This window comes from Exiguobacterium sp. A1_3_1, assembly GCF_048985645.1.
In the GTDB taxonomy this organism is placed as follows: Bacteria; Bacillota; Bacilli; order Exiguobacteriales; family Exiguobacteriaceae; genus Exiguobacterium_A; species Exiguobacterium_A indicum.
Genome location: NZ_WBYY01000056.1, coordinates 1 through 17,601, shown reverse-complemented (window position 1 = coordinate 17,601; position 17,601 = coordinate 1). Strand labels below are relative to the sequence as shown.

The 17,601-nt window shown below is 48.9% G+C and carries 16 protein-coding genes and 1 riboswitch; of the genes, 14 read left to right on the top strand and 2 right to left on the bottom strand.

Annotated features, from left to right (window positions below):
• Positions 1-14: 14 nt before the first annotated feature.
• The 9 genes from priA (at position 15) to F8N00_RS07910 (ending at position 10,697) form a co-directional block, all read left to right on the top strand.
• Positions 15-2,339 carry a primosomal protein N' gene (gene priA / locus F8N00_RS07950; RefSeq protein WP_421018005.1) on the top strand — a complete coding sequence of 775 codons (2,325 nt, stop codon included), beginning with the start codon at positions 15-17 and terminating at the stop codon, positions 2,337-2,339.
• 9 nt (positions 2,340-2,348) lie between these two features.
• Positions 2,349-3,731: a methionyl-tRNA formyltransferase gene (fmt, locus tag F8N00_RS07945; protein ID WP_023468767.1), complete on the top strand. Its 1,383-nt coding sequence runs from the start codon at positions 2,349-2,351 to the stop codon at positions 3,729-3,731.
• The gene (gene rsmB / locus F8N00_RS07940; RefSeq protein WP_421018004.1) at positions 3,728-5,059 is read left to right on the top strand and encodes a 16S rRNA (cytosine(967)-C(5))-methyltransferase RsmB; all 1,332 of its coding nucleotides are present in this window, start codon (positions 3,728-3,730) and stop codon (positions 5,057-5,059) included. Before fmt ends, rsmB begins: the two co-directional genes overlap by 4 nt.
• Positions 5,060-5,077: 18 nt before the next feature.
• Positions 5,078-5,812, top strand: a complete 735-nt coding sequence (locus F8N00_RS07935) for a Stp1/IreP family PP2C-type Ser/Thr phosphatase (RefSeq protein ID WP_035396748.1) — start codon at positions 5,078-5,080, stop codon at positions 5,810-5,812.
• Between the two features lie 2 nt (positions 5,813-5,814).
• On the top strand, positions 5,815-7,749 hold the full coding sequence (pknB, locus tag F8N00_RS07930) for a Stk1 family PASTA domain-containing Ser/Thr kinase (RefSeq protein ID WP_035396750.1): 1,935 nt from the start codon (positions 5,815-5,817) through the stop codon (positions 7,747-7,749).
• 25 nt (positions 7,750-7,774) lie between these two features.
• Positions 7,775-8,680: a ribosome small subunit-dependent GTPase A gene (gene rsgA / locus F8N00_RS07925; RefSeq protein WP_023468763.1), complete on the top strand. Its 906-nt coding sequence runs from the start codon at positions 7,775-7,777 to the stop codon at positions 8,678-8,680.
• A 2-nt stretch (positions 8,681-8,682) separates the two neighbouring features.
• Entirely contained in the window at positions 8,683-9,339 is a 657-nt protein-coding gene (gene rpe / locus F8N00_RS07920) for a ribulose-phosphate 3-epimerase (RefSeq protein ID WP_029342106.1), read from the top strand.
• Between the two features lie 22 nt (positions 9,340-9,361).
• Positions 9,362-9,471: riboswitch (TPP riboswitch) on the top strand.
• A gap of 61 nt (positions 9,472-9,532) precedes the next feature.
• The gene (thiT, locus tag F8N00_RS07915) at positions 9,533-10,093 is read left to right on the top strand and encodes an energy-coupled thiamine transporter ThiT (protein WP_023468761.1); all 561 of its coding nucleotides are present in this window, start codon (positions 9,533-9,535) and stop codon (positions 10,091-10,093) included.
• Between the two features lies 1 nt (position 10,094).
• On the top strand, positions 10,095-10,697 hold the full coding sequence (locus F8N00_RS07910) for a thiamine diphosphokinase (protein ID WP_035396754.1): 603 nt from the start codon (positions 10,095-10,097) through the stop codon (positions 10,695-10,697).
• Positions 10,698-10,751: 54 nt separating this feature from the next.
• On the opposite strand, the gene F8N00_RS07905 is transcribed toward F8N00_RS07910, so the two are convergent.
• Both F8N00_RS07905 and rpmB read right to left on the bottom strand, forming a co-directional pair.
• Complete coding sequence (locus F8N00_RS07905; RefSeq protein WP_023468759.1) at positions 10,752-12,155, bottom strand: amino acid permease; 1,404 nt, start codon at positions 12,153-12,155, stop codon at positions 10,752-10,754.
• Positions 12,156-12,295: 140 nt separating this feature from the next.
• Positions 12,296-12,484, bottom strand: a complete 189-nt coding sequence (rpmB, locus tag F8N00_RS07900; RefSeq protein ID WP_023468758.1) for a 50S ribosomal protein L28 — start codon at positions 12,482-12,484, stop codon at positions 12,296-12,298.
• 283 nt (positions 12,485-12,767) lie between these two features.
• Between rpmB and F8N00_RS07895 the strand changes: the two genes are divergently transcribed.
• The 5 genes from F8N00_RS07895 to F8N00_RS07875 all read left to right on the top strand — a co-directional run.
• Positions 12,768-13,130, top strand: a complete 363-nt coding sequence (locus F8N00_RS07895) for an Asp23/Gls24 family envelope stress response protein (protein ID WP_023468757.1) — start codon at positions 12,768-12,770, stop codon at positions 13,128-13,130.
• Positions 13,131-13,155: 25 nt separating this feature from the next.
• A complete protein-coding gene (locus F8N00_RS07890) occupies positions 13,156-14,829 on the top strand; it encodes a DAK2 domain-containing protein (RefSeq protein ID WP_421018003.1) in 1,674 nt (557 codons plus the stop codon).
• 100 nt (positions 14,830-14,929) lie between these two features.
• Entirely contained in the window at positions 14,930-15,592 is a 663-nt protein-coding gene (gene sdaAB / locus F8N00_RS07885; protein ID WP_023468755.1) for an L-serine ammonia-lyase, iron-sulfur-dependent subunit beta, read from the top strand.
• Between the two features lie 4 nt (positions 15,593-15,596).
• Positions 15,597-16,493 (top strand): L-serine ammonia-lyase, iron-sulfur-dependent, subunit alpha, encoded by an 897-nt coding sequence (gene sdaAA / locus F8N00_RS07880; protein WP_023468754.1) that lies wholly within the window; start codon positions 15,597-15,599, stop codon positions 16,491-16,493.
• Positions 16,477-17,601: DEAD/DEAH box helicase (locus F8N00_RS07875; RefSeq protein ID WP_421018002.1), on the top strand; the 1,125-nt coding region annotated here is incomplete at its 3' end. The genes sdaAA and F8N00_RS07875, both read left to right, overlap by 17 nt.

The window sequence follows — 17,601 nt, the reverse complement described above, 5'->3', positions numbered from 1 at the left end:
GTGGGCTCGGAGATGTGTATAAGAGACAGATCGTCGATGTCGCAGCGGCCACTGTGGATCGTCCATTTGATTATGCCGTGCCGGAACTTTGGCAGGAGCTGATCGTTCCCGGGATGCGCGTCGAGGTTCCGTTCGGTCCACGTGCGTTGCTTGGGATCGTCGTCGGGACGAAAGCCACATCTGATCTGACGAACGTCAAATCGATCGTTCGTGTCTTAGATGAGACGCCGACCTATACGCAGGAATTACTCGAGCTGTCGGCTTATCTATCAGAAACGACATTGTGTTTTCAGGCGACGGCACTGCTTGCGATGCTGCCGGCTGCCTTGAAGGTGAGTTATGATAAACTGGTCATAGTCGAGTCGGGCCCACTTCGGGCATATCATGGTAAGAAAATGAGTCAATTACCAACGGAAGTCCAACAAATCATCTTAACAGCGGCGAAACAAGCTGACGTGACGCTTCAACCGGTCATTCGCGAGAAAAAGACGTCTAAAACGGATAAACGGATTCGTCTCCTCGAGGAACAGGCAACTTTTACGAAACAAGCGAGCCAACAAGCGGCACTTTACTCGTATATCGAAGAATTTCCGAATGCGCTTTGGAGTGAAATCAAGCAGGCGACAGGCGCAACGAGCGCAACATTGAACGCCCTCGAGAAAAAGGGCATCATTGAAGTCGAGACGATTGATGTACGGCGAAATCCTTACGAGCATCTCGTCCAAGACATCTTTGTGCCGTCTTCTTTGACGGAAAAGCAACAGGAAGCCGTCTCGGCGATAACAGCTGAAGCGGAGACCGGAACGTTTTTGTTACATGGCGTAACAGGAAGCGGTAAGACAGAAGTCTATCTTGAATCGATTCATGCACAACTCGAACGCGGTAGACAAGCGATCTTGCTCGTCCCTGAAATCAGTCTGACACCGATGATGGTCAAACGGTTCAAACGTCGTTTCGGAGAACGGGTCGCTGTCCTGCATAGCGGTCTATCGCTCGGAGAAAAGTATGATGAGTGGCGCAAAATCGCACAAGGTGAGGTTGATGTCGTCGTCGGTGCACGATCCGCCGTGTTCGCACCGCTGACGAATATCGGAATCATCATTCTCGATGAAGAACATGAAACAACCTATAAACAAGAAGAGAATCCGCGCTATCATACGCGTGATGTCGCAAAATGGCGTGCGGCCTATCATCGATGTCCTGTCGTGCTCGGAAGCGCGACGCCGTTACTCGAGACATATGCGCGGGCACAAAAAGGGGTCTATCGTTACTTACCGCTTCGTGAACGATTCGGTGGAGAACTGCCTCCGGTCGACATCGTTGATATGCGTAAGGAACTTGAACGGGGCAATCGGACTCCGTTCAGCCTCGCGCTCATCGAAGGCATCAAAGAACGAATCGAGCGTGGGGAACAGACGGTATTACTTTTGAACCGTCGTGGATACACGACCTTCGTCTTATGTCGGGATTGCGGGGAGACGCTTCAATGTCCGCATTGTGCCGTCAATTTAACGTATCATCAACATGAAGATCGCTTAAAGTGCCACTATTGTGGATTTGAGGCAGCGATGCCGAAAACTTGTCCGTCCTGTGAATCGACGAAGATTCGTCAGTTCGGAACGGGGACACAAAAGATCGAGGAAGAGTTGGCGCATTTGATTCCGGAAGCACGCATTATCCGGATGGATCAAGATACGACGTCTCGTAAAGGCGCACACGAGAAGTTACTCGATGCCTTCGAGCGTAAGGAAGGAAACATTCTTCTCGGGACACAGATGATCGCAAAAGGTCTCGACTTTCCAAATGTCACGCTCGTTGGGGTGCTCGCTGCCGATGCGACGCTCGGTATTCCGGATTTTCGGGCAAGTGAGCGAACATTTCAGTTGATCACGCAAGTGTCGGGTCGTGCCGGGCGGGGGCAACTCGCCGGACAGTCGATCATCCAGACCTATAATCCGGAACACTACGTCATTCAGACGGCAAAACAGCATGATTTCGAAACGTTCTATAAGCGGGAGATGCAGTTGCGCAAACTCGGGGGACACCCTCCATTCTGGTTCCTTGGTCTGATCACGGTCTCGGCGACACATCCACTTGAAGCACAAGCCGAAGCGCAACAAATCGCTTCCGAGCTGCGGGCTTTCGAATCGGAGGATTTAGTCGTCAATGGACCGTTCGATGCGCCACTTGCTCGACTGAAGAATATGTACCGACAACAGGTCTTAATTAAACATAAAGGGCAGGAAGATGTCCGGACACATCTTCGTGATATCTTAGCCCGTCGTCAAAAGTCAAAAACACAAGTCGCGATCGACTTGAATCCATTTGTATTCATGTGAGGTGTCTGTATGTATAAAGTAGTAGAAGTACCCAACGATGTATTACGACAGGTGTGTGAACCTGTCACGAAGTTCGATAAAAAACTTGGTAAGATGATCGACCGGATGTTCGATACGATGTATGAATATGATGGTGTCGGCTTAGCGGCACCGCAAATCAATCAACCAATCCGTGTAGCTGTCGTCCATACGGATGATGAGACCGGACCGATCGAGCTGATCAATCCGGAAATCATCGAAGCCGACGGTTCACAAATCGATGACGAAGGATGCCTCAGCATGCCCGGCATCTTTGGTCCTGTCGAACGGTTCGACCGCATCGTCGTCAAGTCGCAGGATCGACTCGGACGAACGGTCAAAATCAAAGCAAACGGCTTTTTTGCACGTGCCATCCAGCATGAGATGGATCATTTAGACGGTGTCCTGTTCACGGATAAACTCGTCGAGCAAGAAAAACCGCGCGTCGTCTTCATGGGGACGCCTGAGTTTGCGGCAGGAACACTGCGTGAAGTGATCGATGCCGGATATGACGTCGTCGGTGTCGTCTCACAACCCGATAAGCCGGTCGGACGAAAACGGGAAGTCAAACCGACACCAGTGAAACTCGTCGCGATGGAGCACGATATTCCTGTGTTGCAACCGAAACGGATTCGCGAGGATTATCAAGATGTTCTCGATTTAAAACCAGATCTCATCATCACGGCAGCTTACGGTCAGATCGTACCAACGGTGATTTTGGAAGCACCACGTTTTGGGGCGATCAATGTCCATGCGTCACTCTTACCGAAATATCGTGGCGGTGCACCGATTCATCAAGCAATCATCGATGGTGAAAAAGAGACAGGCGTGACAATCATGTACATGGTCGATCGATTGGATGCCGGTGATATGTTGTCAAAAATCATCGTTCCGATTGAAGAGAACGATACAGTTGGAACGATGTTTGAAAAATTAGCGGACGCAGGAGCGCGTCTGTTGCTTGAGACGTTACCGCGTTTGTTCGCAGGTGAATTGACACCGGAAGCACAAGTCGAGGGAGAAGCGACGTTTGCACCGAATATCTCACGTGAACGGGAACGGCTTGATTTTACGTTACCGGGTGAGACACTCTATGATCAAATCCGAGGAATGAATCCTTTCCCAAGTACGTACACGATGCTTGGTGATGATCGATTGAAAGTCTTTTTCGCGACGAAAGTCAAAGGAACGGGACGACCAGGTGAAATCATTGCTTTAGAAGCGGATGGTCCCGTCATCGCGACAGGTTCGGAAACAGCGTTGAAGCTGATCGACTTACAGCCGTCCGGAAAAAAACGGATGGATGGTGCCACGTTCATGCGCGGGATCGGTCAATCGCTTGAACTCGGACAACAAGTAGGTGAGAACGCATGAACGTACGTGACGCAGCAGTAGCGACACTAATGAAAATTGGTCAAGGTGGTGCCTTCTCGACAATCACAGTTCACCAGATGCTTGAAAAGCGTGCTATCTCAGCAACGGATGTCGGCTTGTTCACAGAACTCGTCTACGGGACGCTCAGTCGTGAATTGACACTGGATTATATTTTGGAGCCGTATCTAGCGAAACAGAAAAAACTTGATCCGTTCATGCGTCCATTATTACGGATGAGTGTGTATCAATTGTTTTATCTTGATCGTGTACCGGATCATGCCGTCATCCATGAAGCTGTCGAGATTGCTAAAAAACGTGGGAAAGTCCACGTCTCGAAAGTCGTCAACGGAGTGCTCCGGAATGTATTACGGGCGGGAATGCCCCATTTCGCTGAGATTGAGCCTGTTGCAAAACGAATCAGCATCGAAACGAGTCATCCGCAGTGGCTCGTCGAACGCTGGATTGAACTGTTTGGTTCGGAAGAAACGCTTCAAATCTGTCAATTGAATAACACACCTGCACCGGTCACGGTTCGCATCAATCGGACGAAGACGACGCGAGAGGAAGCGATCGAGCTTCTACTCGACCAAGGTGTGACGGCAAAACCATCTACGGTCGCGCCAGATGGTCTCGAAATCGAACGAGGAAGCGTTCAAAAAACGGATCTGATTGACCGTGGGTATCTTTCTCTGCAGGATGAGAGCTCAATGCTCGTCGCCCGTGCACTTGGTGCAGAAACATCTGATCATGTTCTCGACAGCTGTGCCGCACCTGGTGGGAAAGCGATGCACATTGCTGAAGGTTTGACGACGGGAACACTACAGGCACTTGATCTTCATCCACATAAGATTAAATTGATTGAACAGCAAGCGACACGATTAGGTCTTACGACTGTTCAAGCAGAAGCGTTAGATGCTCGTAAAGCAGGAGACCGCTTTGAAGTAGAATCGTTTGATCGGATTCTTGTCGACGCACCTTGTTCAGGACTCGGTGTCATTCGAAGAAAACCAGATATCAAATGGACGAAACGCCCGGAACAACTCGAGCAACTCCCGAAAATTCAACGAGATATTCTGACATCTGTCTTACCACTCGTTAAAAAGGGTGGAACCTTTGTCTATTCGACTTGTACGATTGATCCGACCGAGAACGAGGATCAGACAGCGTTCATTCTCGATCAAGGATTTGAATTTGATGCATCCTTTGCGGCACGGATGCCGGAATCCGTGCGACATCTGATTGGGGATCGAGCAGAACTCAAGTTGTTACCGACGACAGTCGGAACGGACGGCTTCTATATTGCCGCGTTTAAAAAACGAGAAGATTGACACGAACGGAGGACTGTCATGGAGTTAGCTCACCTTTCGACTACTGGGAAAGTCAGGACTAAAAATGAGGATACGGTATTACTCGTCGGGAACGCTGAACGTGGTCTTGCCGTCGTTGCGGACGGTATGGGAGGTCATGCTGCTGGCGATATCGCAAGTGCAATTGTTCGCGAGGTATTTGAAGCATCCTTTTCACTCATGCCAAATCGTCCGATGGAATTGTCTGAATGGATAGAACAACGTGTAGCCGAGGCAAATGCCCGGATTCTTCAGTTTTCAAAAGAAGAGCAACTTGCCATCGTCGGAACGACCATTGCCTGCGTATGCTGGGTCGAGGAGTTGCTCGTCATCGGTCATGTTGGGGATAGCAGAGTCTATGCCCTTGAAGGTACGGCGTTAAAACAATTGACGGATGATCATTCTTACGTCAACATGTTACGACAAATGGGGGAACTTTCGGATGAGGAAGTCGAAAATCATCCACGTAAGAATGTCATCACACGGTCGGTCGGCTCGAACGAAACAGTCGAAGTCGACATTCAAGTCAGAGATGCTCCAGACTATGACCTCGTCCTCGTCTGTAGTGACGGGTTGACCGATGAAGTGCCAGATGATGTCATCGAACAGATCATCTTACAGGATGAGCCGCTTGATGAGATCGTTGGACGATTGGTGAAAGAAGCGAATGCTCGAGGAGGCGCGGATAACATTACGATTGCCGCCATCCGGTTCAAAGAAAGAAAGAGGGTCTGAATATGCGATACGGAGATCGATTAAATGACCGCTACCGCATAGAACGGCTAGTTGGAAGTGGCGGGATGGCGAATGTCTATCAAGCCTATGATGAGATTTTAAAGCGTCATGTTGCCATTAAGATTTTACGGACTGAATTTTCGCATGACGAACAGTTCATTCGTCGATTCGAACGTGAAGCGCATGCTGCTACCAGCTTGAATCATCCAAACATCGTTGCCGTCTATGATGTAGGCGAAGAAGATGCCATCTATTACATCGTCATGGAGTATATCGATGGTATGACATTAAAAACATTTTGTGAAAATCAAGCATTACCTGTGCCGCAGGCCGTCGATATCATCGCTCAAATTTGTGATGCGATTGATCACGCCCATGCACACCGGATCATCCATCGCGATATCAAACCGCAAAACATGTTGATTCGAGAAGATGGTACCGTCAAAGTAACGGATTTCGGAATCGCTGTGGCGATGTCGAATGCGACGCTGACGCATACGATGTCCGTTCTTGGATCCGTCCATTACTTTTCACCGGAACAAGCAAAAGGTAAATTTGCGGATGAGAAGTCGGATATCTATTCGCTTGGTGCTGTCTTATACGAACTCGTCACAGGACAAGTCCCGTTCGAAGGTGATTCACCGGTTGCGATCGCTTTAAAGCATCTGCAAGATACACCGCGTCGCCCATCCGTCTTGAATCCGAAAGTGCCGCAAGCACTCGAGAACTGTATCATGCAGGCGCTTGCAAAAGCACCGCATGACCGTCAACAGTCCGTCGCAGCGTTTAAGGCAGATATGGTGACGGCGTTGTCTGACGAACGGGCAAATGAAAGCATCCGTGGCGCAGAAGAGGATGAGATGGAAAAGACAATGGTTTTATCACCTGTCCAAGTGCCAGAAGAATCAAAAGCGGAACTAGAATCACCCGCCGTCGCAACTGTTCAACCGAAAACACCGGAAAAGAAAAAGAAAAAACGCTGGTGGATCATCCTCTTGTTACTCCTTTTACTGGGTGGGGCGGCTACGACGTTCGCGATGTGGCCGGATCCAACGGTCACCGTACCATCTGTCGTCAAGACGGATGGAGACGATGCGGAAACGAAGCTTGAGAAACTTGGATTTGTCGTCGAGACAACGGAACGGAGTAGCGATACGGTCGAAGAAGGCGATGTCATCAGTCAAACGCCTCGTGAAAAAGCACAGGTCAAGAAGGGCTCGACAGTCAATTTGGTCGTTTCTACTGGTAGTGCTCCGGTTGAGGTACCGGATGTGACGGATGAAGCTGAAAAAGAAGCAATTGCAACGCTAAAAGAAGCAGGATTCGCAAAAGTCGAAGTCGAGCGAGAGAAGTCGGATGAAATCGATCGAGGAAATGTGATTCGACAGTCAATTTCTGCTGGAACGGAGGTCATTGCGAAAGAACAAACGATTACGATTACTGTATCTGAGGGGACGTCTTCTTTCGAGTTGAAGGATTTGACGAATTTATCGAGTGATGAAGCAAAAGCTTATCTCGATAAAGTAGGATTAGACGGAACGTTCGAACAAGAATTTTCTAGCGATGTCAAACTCGATCAAGTCATCCGTCAGTTCCCGCAAGCTGGCGCACAAGTCGAGCCGAACGACTCCGTGACGGTCTTCATCTCTAAAGGTGAGGAAGAAAAAACAGTGACGGCGACGTTCCCTGAAAAGGTCGTCTATGATGCTGTTAGTGAAGATGAAGAAGAGGCTCCGCCGAAACAAGTCATCCGAATCGAGACGGAAGACGCGAAAGGGAAGCGGACCGTCATCGAGGAATCAATTGATCAAGATGAGACATTCGACGTGCCATTAACGATTGATCCGGGTGAAGAAGGCAAAATTACGATCTATAAAGACGATACGGTGTATCGTTCAAAAACCATCACGTACAATCAAGCAAAAGACGCACAATGAATGTGATAAAAAAGGAGTGCATAGGATGACGGAACAACGCATCGAAGAGAATCGAGAAGGAACGATCATACGCCTGCAGGGCGGCTTTTATGATGTCATGACACCAGAAGGAGAAGTTCGTTCACGAGCAAGAGGAAATTTCCGAAAACGCGGCATCAGTCCAGTCGTCGGAGATGAAGTCGTGCTTCATATCGAAAGTGAGACCGGGTACATTCTCGAAGTGAAGGAGCGGGACAACTTTTTAGTACGCCCGCCTGTCGCGAATATCGATCAAGCGTTGCTTGTCGTCTCGGCGGCAGAACCTGATTTTTCAGCGCATCTACTCGACCGATTTCTCGTCTTGATCGAAGCAAAGGAAATCCAACCCGTCATCCTGTTAACGAAGATGGATTTACTTGACGAAGTCAAAGGACCGGCTGTCCGAGAGGCGATTGCCGCTTACCGGAAGATTGGGTATACGGTCATCGAGACATCAAGTGAGACGTTGACGGGTGTTGAGCAAGTCCGTCCGTTACTTGCTGGAAAAACGAGCGTTCTCGCCGGACAATCCGGTGTCGGGAAAAGTTCATTGCTCAATGCACTGGAGCCCTCTCTTGATTTAGAAACAAGTGCGATCTCGAAATCACTCGGACGCGGACGTCATACGACGCGCCACGTCACATTAATGCCGCTTGCCGAAGGATTGATTGCCGATACGCCAGGTTTCTCGAACCTCGATTTTCCGTATGATATGGAAATCGAGGATGTACGGTGGAGTTTTCCTGAATTCGTCGCTGTACAAGATGATTGTAAATACCGAGGTTGCTTGCATTTGAATGAACCCGGTTGTGCCGTCAAGGAAGCCGTCGAAGCCCAAGAAATCATGTCCTCTCGTTATGAGAACTATGGTATGTTTATAGACGAAATCAAGAATCGAGCCCGGAGGTATTGAAGATGATTAAAATTGCACCATCGATCTTATCAGCAGATTTTGCGAATCTTGAGCGTGATGTCAAAGCAGTCGAAGCAGCAGGCGCGGACTATATCCATTTTGATGTCATGGACGGTCAGTTCGTACCGAACATCTCATTTGGATTACCTGTGCTTAGCAGCTTACGTCAAAAGACGGATATGATTCTCGATGTCCATTTGATGATTGACCAGCCAGAACGTTTCGTTGAAGATTTCGTCAAGGCAGGAGCTGACATCGTGACGTTCCACGTCGAAGCGACGAATCATGTCCATCGTGTCTTGCAACAAATCAAAGCAGCGGGCGCAAAGGCAGGAGTCGTCTTGAATCCCCATACGCCATTATCAACGATTGAACACGTCCTTGAGGATGTCGATATGGTTTTATTGATGACTGTCAATCCGGGCTTCGGTGGACAAGCCTTCATCGAGCGTGTCATGCCGAAACTCGCAGCACTTGCGCAAATGAAAGCAGATCGTGGTCTGACATTTGAAATCGAGATTGACGGTGGCGTCAATCCGGAAACGGCAAAGCTTTGCATCGATAACGGTGCGAACGTTCTCGTCGCAGGATCAGCAATCTACAATGCACCAGATTATGCGGAAGCGATCACTAGCATTCGTCAAGGGGCTGCCGTATAATAAGAACGAGAAAACGAAATATGATGACCGCAAGGGGTGTCGCTTGAAAAGCGGCTGAGAGGAGTCTTTTAGACTTTAACCCTTCGAACCTGTTCCGTTCAAACGGACGTAGGGATGTGGCGCACGCAGGCAGTACGGCGTTCGTCGTACTGCCTTTTTGCGTCCTCTCGTACAATGAAGGAGGAAAAATAACATGAAACGGTTACAAATGATGATGGAAATTGCCATCTTTGCCAGTCTCGGAGTCGTCTTTGATTTACTGATTCCATTCAAAATGCCACAAGGAGGCTCAATCAGCTTAGCGATGTTACCGATCTTCGTCATGGCATTTCGCCATGGTGTCGTTGGAGGGGTCGTTACGGGAGCGCTTGTCGGTACGATTCAATTGATGTTCGCTCCACAAGTCTTGACGATCGTTCAACCGATGCTTGACTATACGATTGCGTATGGTGTCGTCGGATTAAGTGGTCTGTTCGCGCGTCAAGTCAGACTAGCCGCGCGCAATGGACAAAAGAAAAGCTTGATGGCGTTCGTTCTCCTGGCGACGTTATTAGGCGCAGGACTCCGTTATATCTGTCATGTCATCAGTGGAATCGTCTTTTTTGCCGAGTATGCCGAAGGTCCAGTCGTACCGTATTCATTGATTTATAACGCGACATACATGGTACCGTCTTACGTTCTTTGTGGTGTCGTTGCGGGTCTTTTATTCACGACTGCGCCACGCTTACTCCGTTATTCGGCACGAGGCGTCTGAGATGCGGGCGATTCTCGTCTGTGCCGGTCCGCGAGAAGAAGCGCCGGATTTACGGACGTTTTGTCAGCCGGGTGATTTTATCGTCGGTGTCGATGGTGGTGTTCAGACGATTGAATCGTTTGGGCTGACATGCGACCTGACGATTGGTGATTTTGATTCGCTTGGTTATGTACCAGAAGGGGCAATCGTTCATCCGGCCGAGAAAGATGAAACGGATCTCGAACTGGCACTTCGTACAGTCTCAGAGAAGAAACAGTTTGAGGATACCTTCATTATCGGGGCGACAGGTGGGCGGCTCGACATGACCGTCCAAAATGTATATTTATTGAAGCGATACCCAGAGGCACGACTCGTGACGAAACGAGAAGAGGTACGATACTTGGCTGAGGGAACGTATGCAGTCGAAGCAGGGAGCTATTATTATCTTTCGTTCATTCCACTCGTACCATCGACTTTAAGCTTATCCGGAGTCAAATATCCACTTGATGCACATCCAGTACCGGTCGGAGGTTCCTTGACCGTCAGTAATGAATGGTGTGCGTCAGAAGCGAAGGTAGAGCTCCATCAAGGAGAACTATTGATGATGCGGACGCTTAAGGAATAGCACAATCATAGGAAAGAGGCCGTGGATGACTCCGCGACCTCTTTTTGTGTGAAATTATTCTTCGAGTTGAGAAGGGGCGACACGGATGTCGCTTTGAGCGGATAGATGTTTTCCTTTGACGAAGAGATGATAACTTCCCCACATAACAAGGAAGAAAGGAACACCGATGTATAGAGCGATTCGTTGATCCGCTTGAAACGCAAGACTGACGAGGACGACGACGTTAAGTGTCAACGAAATCAGTGGTAACACCGGATAGAGTGGTGTCTTGAATTTCAGTTCGGATACATCGTGTCCGTTTCGGACGAACTGACGACGAAATGCAAGCTGAGAAGCAGAGATCGAAATCCAGCCGACTTGAGCCCCGAGTCCGGCTAAGGACAAGAGCCAAATGAAGACGGTATCTTCTGCGAAAAATGCGGTCAGAAGCGATAACATCGCGAACATCATCGTAAAGAGTAAAGCACGCATTGGCACACCACGTGCATTGACGTAAGATAATTTCTTTGAAATCATCCCTTCTTGCGCCATTGCCCATAACATCCGAGTCGCCGCATATAATCCGGAGTTTCCGACGGATAATAGTGCCGTCAAGACGACGATATTCATCAAATCAGCAGCGTACGGAATGCCGATCGCATCAAAGACCATGATGAACGGACTGCTGACTCCGCCAGCCGTCTCATACGGAATTAATGCACCAACGATCGTAATCGATAAGACGAAGAAGATGAACGTCCGCCAGACTGTATTGCGGATCGCTTTTGGAATCGATTTTTCTGGCGTGTCGGACTCCCCAGCCGCAACACCGATCAATTCCGTTCCTTGGAAGGCGAAGTTGACGGCGATCATCGTCGTCAAGACACCAAGAATCCCGTTTGGAAACCAACCGCTTGCCGTAAAGTTAGCAAATAATGAGGTTGGGCGATCTGCTTCCATCGGTAACCAGCCGAACCAAGCAGCGCCACCTAAAATGATGAAGAATAGGATTGCGAGGACCTTCAAACTCGAGAACCAGAATTCAGCTTCACCGAATGCTTTGGCGGAGACGGCATTCAGACCGAACAGCAAGACCGTAAAGGCGGTACACCAGACGACGACGGGTACATTCGGAAACCAGCGGTCCATTAAACTGCCGGCAGCTGTGATTTCGAGTGCCACCGTCACGGCCCAGCCGAGCCAATAAATCCAACCGACGGCAAAGCCAATCCCTGGTCCGATGAAGCGGGTCGTATAGGTCTGAAATGACCCCGAGACCGGCAGATAGACCGCTAATTCCCCTAGACATAACATTGTCAGATACATGATGGTCCCACCCACGATGTAACTGAGGACCGCCCCGAGAGGTCCTGCTTGTGAAATCGTTAATCCTGACCCTAAAAATAAGCCTGTTCCGATGATTCCGCCAAGTGAAATCATGAACAGATGTCGACTCGTCATCTCTCGTTTGAGTTGCATGATGACTTCCCCCAATTCTGACAAAATAAATTACGTTCTTATTGTAAGCGTTTTCATTAAAAGCGACAATTAGTTTATGAGAAAAATAAATGAGGGCATAAAAAAACCGGAAGGGAAGATTCCCATCCGGTGGTTGCGCCTTATACGCGTTCGACTTTACCTGATTTAAGAGCTCGAGCTGAAACCCAAACCTTTTTCGGCTTACCGTCGACGAGGATACGTACTTTTTGTACGTTGACTCCCCAAGTACGTTTTGTTTTGTTCAATGCGTGTGAACGGTTGTTACCCGACTTTGGCGATTTCCCAGTAACGTAGCATTTACGTGCCATGCGTTCCGCCTCCTTTTATGTTGTTTTGCGTTCGTCCTAATAGACACTTTGCTATCTTAGCATGGTGTCAGGGCGGTTGCAACATAAAAAAAGTAGCTGACAAGAAAAAAACTTGACAGACAACCTCGAAATTTAAAATAATGGATGAGGATGATGGTAAAAGTTCATTTGACCGCTACTATTTTTCACTTATTCATTGTATAGTCAGTACGGCGACTTTTCAATAGTAGGTCCTTATAGTAGAATTATGAGAAGAATACAATATTCAAAGGGGGCTACTCAGGTGGCGATCGAGATGAAAACGACCTATGGAAAGATTGATGTAGATAATGATGTCGTCGCGCAACTTGCGGGCGGCGCAGCAATGGAATGTTTTGGTGTCGTTGGTATGGCATCCCAGTCTCAAATCAAGGATGGTCTTGCTGAACTCTTAAAACGTGAGAACTTTGCACGCGGTGTCATCGTTCGACAGGCTTCAGAGCAGGTCCATATCGATATGCATATCATCGTAAGCTATGGAACGAAAATCTCAGAGGTGGCGAACAACGTACAGAGTCGCGTGAAATACACGCTCAGTCAGGCACTAGGTCTTGACGTGACATCTGTGAACATCTTTGTCCAAGGAGTCCGCTTGACGAATGTCTAAGGCGGGAATAGAGGAGGAAACTTTAGTGAGTGTAGATCGTTTAACAGGAGCGCAGTTAGTCAAGATGATTCAAAATGGCGCGGCGAATCTCTATCAAAATGCAGATTTCGTCGATTCATTGAACGTCTTCCCTGTGCCAGATGGTGATACGGGAACGAACATGAATTTGACGATGACTTCAGGTGCGAAAGAAGCAGGTAAATCAACTTCGGATTCTGTATCGGAAGTCGCGAACGTCTTCGCACGTGGATTATTGATGGGGGCGCGCGGAAACTCTGGCGTCATCTTAAGTCAATTGTTCCGTGGATTCTCGAAATCAATCGAAGGCAAAACAACGATTGATACGAAGGAATTCGCAGATGCGTTACAAAAAGGTGTCGATACAGCATACAAAGCAGTCATGAAACCGGTTGAAGGAACAATCTTGACGGTTGCCCGTGAAACAGCGGTCGCTGCTATCGCACAATCTGAGACGACGACGGATTTCTTAGAGTTGATGCGTCAACTCGTCGAAGCTTCGAAAGTATCGCTCGACGGTACACCAGAACTTCTTCCGGTATTAAAAGAAGTCGGCGTCGTTGACTCTGGTGGTCAAGGTCTCGTCTGTATCTATGAAGGATTCCTCGCAACACTCGAAGGAAAAGAACTCGACAAACCGCATGCGCCTGTCATGGAAGCACTCGTCGAAGCAGAGCATCATAAAACGGCTCAAAGCTTCATGTCGACAGAAGAAATCCATTATGGTTACTGTACGGAAATCATGGTTCGTTTCCAAGATGACAAGCTTGCGAATGCACCGTTCAGCGAAGAAGACTTCCGTAACGAATTAGCGGAATTCGGTGATTCATTGCTCGTCGTAGCGGATGAAGAACTCCTTAAAGTTCACGTCCACGTTGAAACACCAGGAGAAGTTATCACAAAAGGACAACGTTTCGGTGAACTCGTCGCTGTTAAGATTGAAAACATGCGTCAACAACACTCGACGATCCTTGAAGAAGAAGGTGCGAACCAAGTCACTCCAGTCGCTGCACCGAAGGCAAAAGCGAAAGCAGCCCTCGTGACAGTCGCAATGGGTGAAGGAATCAGCGAACTCTTTAAATCACTCGGTGTCAGTGTCGTCATCGAAGGCGGACAAACGATGAACCCGTCGACGGAAGATATCGTTAAGGCGATCGAGGATGCACATGCTGAACACGTTTATGTCTATCCAAACAACTCGAACATCATCATGGCCGCTGAACAAGCAGCATCTGTCGCGAATTGTGGTGTGACGGTCGTGAAATCAAAAACAGTCCCACAAGGTTTAGCAGCAACAATCGTCTATAATCCAGAAGCGACTGTCGAAGAGAACGAAGCGTATATGGCAGATGCGATTGCAGCCGTTAAGTCGGGGCAAGTCACATATGCCGTACGTGATACGAACATCGATGGTGTAGAAATCAAGAAGGACGACCATATGGCGATTGCTGAAAAACAAATCGTCGCTACGGATTCTTCAAGTCTTGGTGCCGTCAAGAAACTCGTCGATACACTCGTCACGGAGGACGACGAAATCATCACGGTTCTTTACGGTGAAGGCGTCTCAACAGAAGAAGTCGACGACCTCGTCGCGTACATCGAATCGGTTAATCCGGATGCTGAAGTGGAAGTCCACGACGGTAAACAACCACTTTATTCGTACATTTTAAGCGTCGAATAAAACCATCATACTGAAAAAGGGCGACTAGCCTTTTCACGAATCCCACCATCTGCGATAATAGAGGTGGGATTTCGTTTGTTTCATAGAGAGGGGAAAAGAAATGAAATATCGTAGCGTCTTTGACATCATCGGACCAGTCATGGTTGGTCCATCGAGCTCGCATACAGCGGGAGCTGCACGGATCGGATTGATGGCGGGTAAATTATTCGGGGAAACGCCTACTGTCATCCACATCACCTTTTACGGTTCATTCGCGGATACGTATCGTGGACATGGAACGGATGTCGCCATCATCGGCGGTGTTCTCGGATACGACACGTTTGACGACCGGATTCCACAATCGATCGATATCGCGAAGTCGAAAGGGATCGAAATTCATTTCGAGACGAGCGAAGCGTTGACGGATCATCCGAATACGGCTCGTGTCCATTTGACGAATGGAGTAGAAGAGTTTGAATTGGTTGGTATTTCAATTGGTGGGGGAACGATTGAAATCACGGAATTAAATGGTGTACCGCTTCGTTTGTCCGGTGGGGGACCGGCACTCGTCGTCTTGCACCATGACCGCTTTGGTGCGATTGCAGCCGTGACGAGCATTTTGGCTGATTACGAAATCAACATCGGGCATATGGAAGTGTCACGGCATGAAAAAGGAAAACAAGCACTCATGGCAATTGAGATTGATGACCGGATAACGGCAGAAGTGTTGGAAGAAATCGATCGGTTACCTCAAGTCGAGCGTGCCGTCATGATGGGAGAGTGAAGACATGTTTAAATCCGTAAAAGAACTCGTCGCCATCGCGACGGAACGAAATATTCCGATTTCGGAAGTCATGATCGAGCAAGAGATGACGGTTCGTCATTTAGAGCGAGATGAAGTCTATGCGATGATGGAACGAAACCTACAAGTGATGGAAGAAGCAGTCGCTCGTTCACTTGATGGTGACGGTGTCCAGTCGGTGACAGGACTGACCGGTGGGGATGCTGTCTTGCTTCAACGATACCGTGCTTCAGGTAAAGGTTTATCCGGTGATTTATTACTGGACGCCGTTAGTAAAGCAATCGGAACGAATGAAGTCAATGCTGCGATGGGAAAAATTTGTGCGACACCAACGGCAGGGAGTGCCGGCGTCGTACCAGGTACACTATTTGCTGTCAAAGATCGGTTAAACCCAACGCGTGAACAGATGTTACGCTTCTTGTTCACATCCGGTGCGTTTGGTTTCGTCGTCGCGAACAATGCATCGATTTCTGGAGCGGCTGGTGGCTGTCAAGCAGAAGTCGGTTCGGCAACAGCGATGGCAGCAGCTGCCATCGTTGAGATGGCGGGCGGAACACCGGATCAGTCAGCGCATGCTTTTGCGATCGCGCTGAAGAACATGCTTGGACTCGTCTGTGATCCTGTTGCAGGACTCGTCGAAGTGCCATGCGTGAAACGCAATGCGATGGGTGGGGCGAATGCTGTTGTCGCTGCCGACATGGCACTCGCTGGAATCACGTCACGGATTCCGTGTGATGAAGTCATCTCAGCCATGCATGAGATTGGTCAGATGATGCCGTCTGCGCTTCGCGAGACAGCAAAAGGTGGACTCGCGAATACGCCGACGGGTCGCTGGCTCGAAGCGAAAATCTTCGGAGAGTTATCGAATGAATCCATCACGTGACGTCAAGACATTAAAAGGTGTCGGACGGGATTTAGCGAAAAAACTAGAAGAGATGAATATTCTCACCGTTGCGGACGTGCTCGAGCACGTCCCGTTTCGTTATGACGACTTCGTGACGGGAAGTCTAACGGAAGCAATCCATGAGGATAAAGTCAAGTTCACGGGTCAAGTCCAGTCTGAACCACTTGTGCGCTATTACGGCAAAGGAAAAAATCGTTTAACGTTCCGTTTGCTCGTTGAAGAACGGTATAGTGTGACCGTAACGATGTTCAACCGGGCATTCTACAAAGACCAATTGCAACTTGGAGCAGAAGTGACGGTCAGTGGCAAGTGGGATTTACACCGGATGACGATCTCTGCGACGGAATTGCAATTCGGGGCAATCGAAGGCGAATTGACACCCGTTTACTCGCTCCGGGGTGACATGCGGATGAAGACATTCCGACGCGTCGTCGACTTGGCGTTCAAGGAGACTGAGGCATTAGCTGAACGAATCCCGGATAGCATCCGGAAGACGTATCGGTTGCAAGACCGGATGACGATGTTGAAGTCGCTTCATTTCCCAACGAATCGACAAGAGTTAACGGCTGCTCGTCGCAGTTATGTCTACGAGGAGTGCCTCTATTTCCAACTGAAATTACAGGCGTTACGTCTTGGACGACGGAAAGGTCAAGGGATTGCTCTTCCCCTTCATGAAACGGATATTGCCAATTTCATCAAGAGCCTGCCGTTTCCGCTGACAGGTGCACAGCAACGTGTGACAAAAGAGATCCTAGACGACATCGGTCGCGGCGAACGAATGAATCGGTTGTTGCAAGGAGATGTCGGAAGCGGAAAGACCGTCATCGCAGCCATCGCCTTATTCGCGACGGTTCGTGCCGGAAAACAAGGCGCCTTGATGGTGCCGACCGAAATTTTAGCGGAACAGCATGCAGCGTCGCTCGCCCCATTGCTTGAACCACTTGGGATCCGAGTCGGTTTACTGACGAGTTCCGTTAAAGGGAAAGCGCGTGCACACTTGCTCGAAGCTCTTGTAACAGGAGAGATCGACGTCTTAGTCGGAACACATGCGCTGATTCAAGACACCGTCCAGTTCAAGGCATTACAC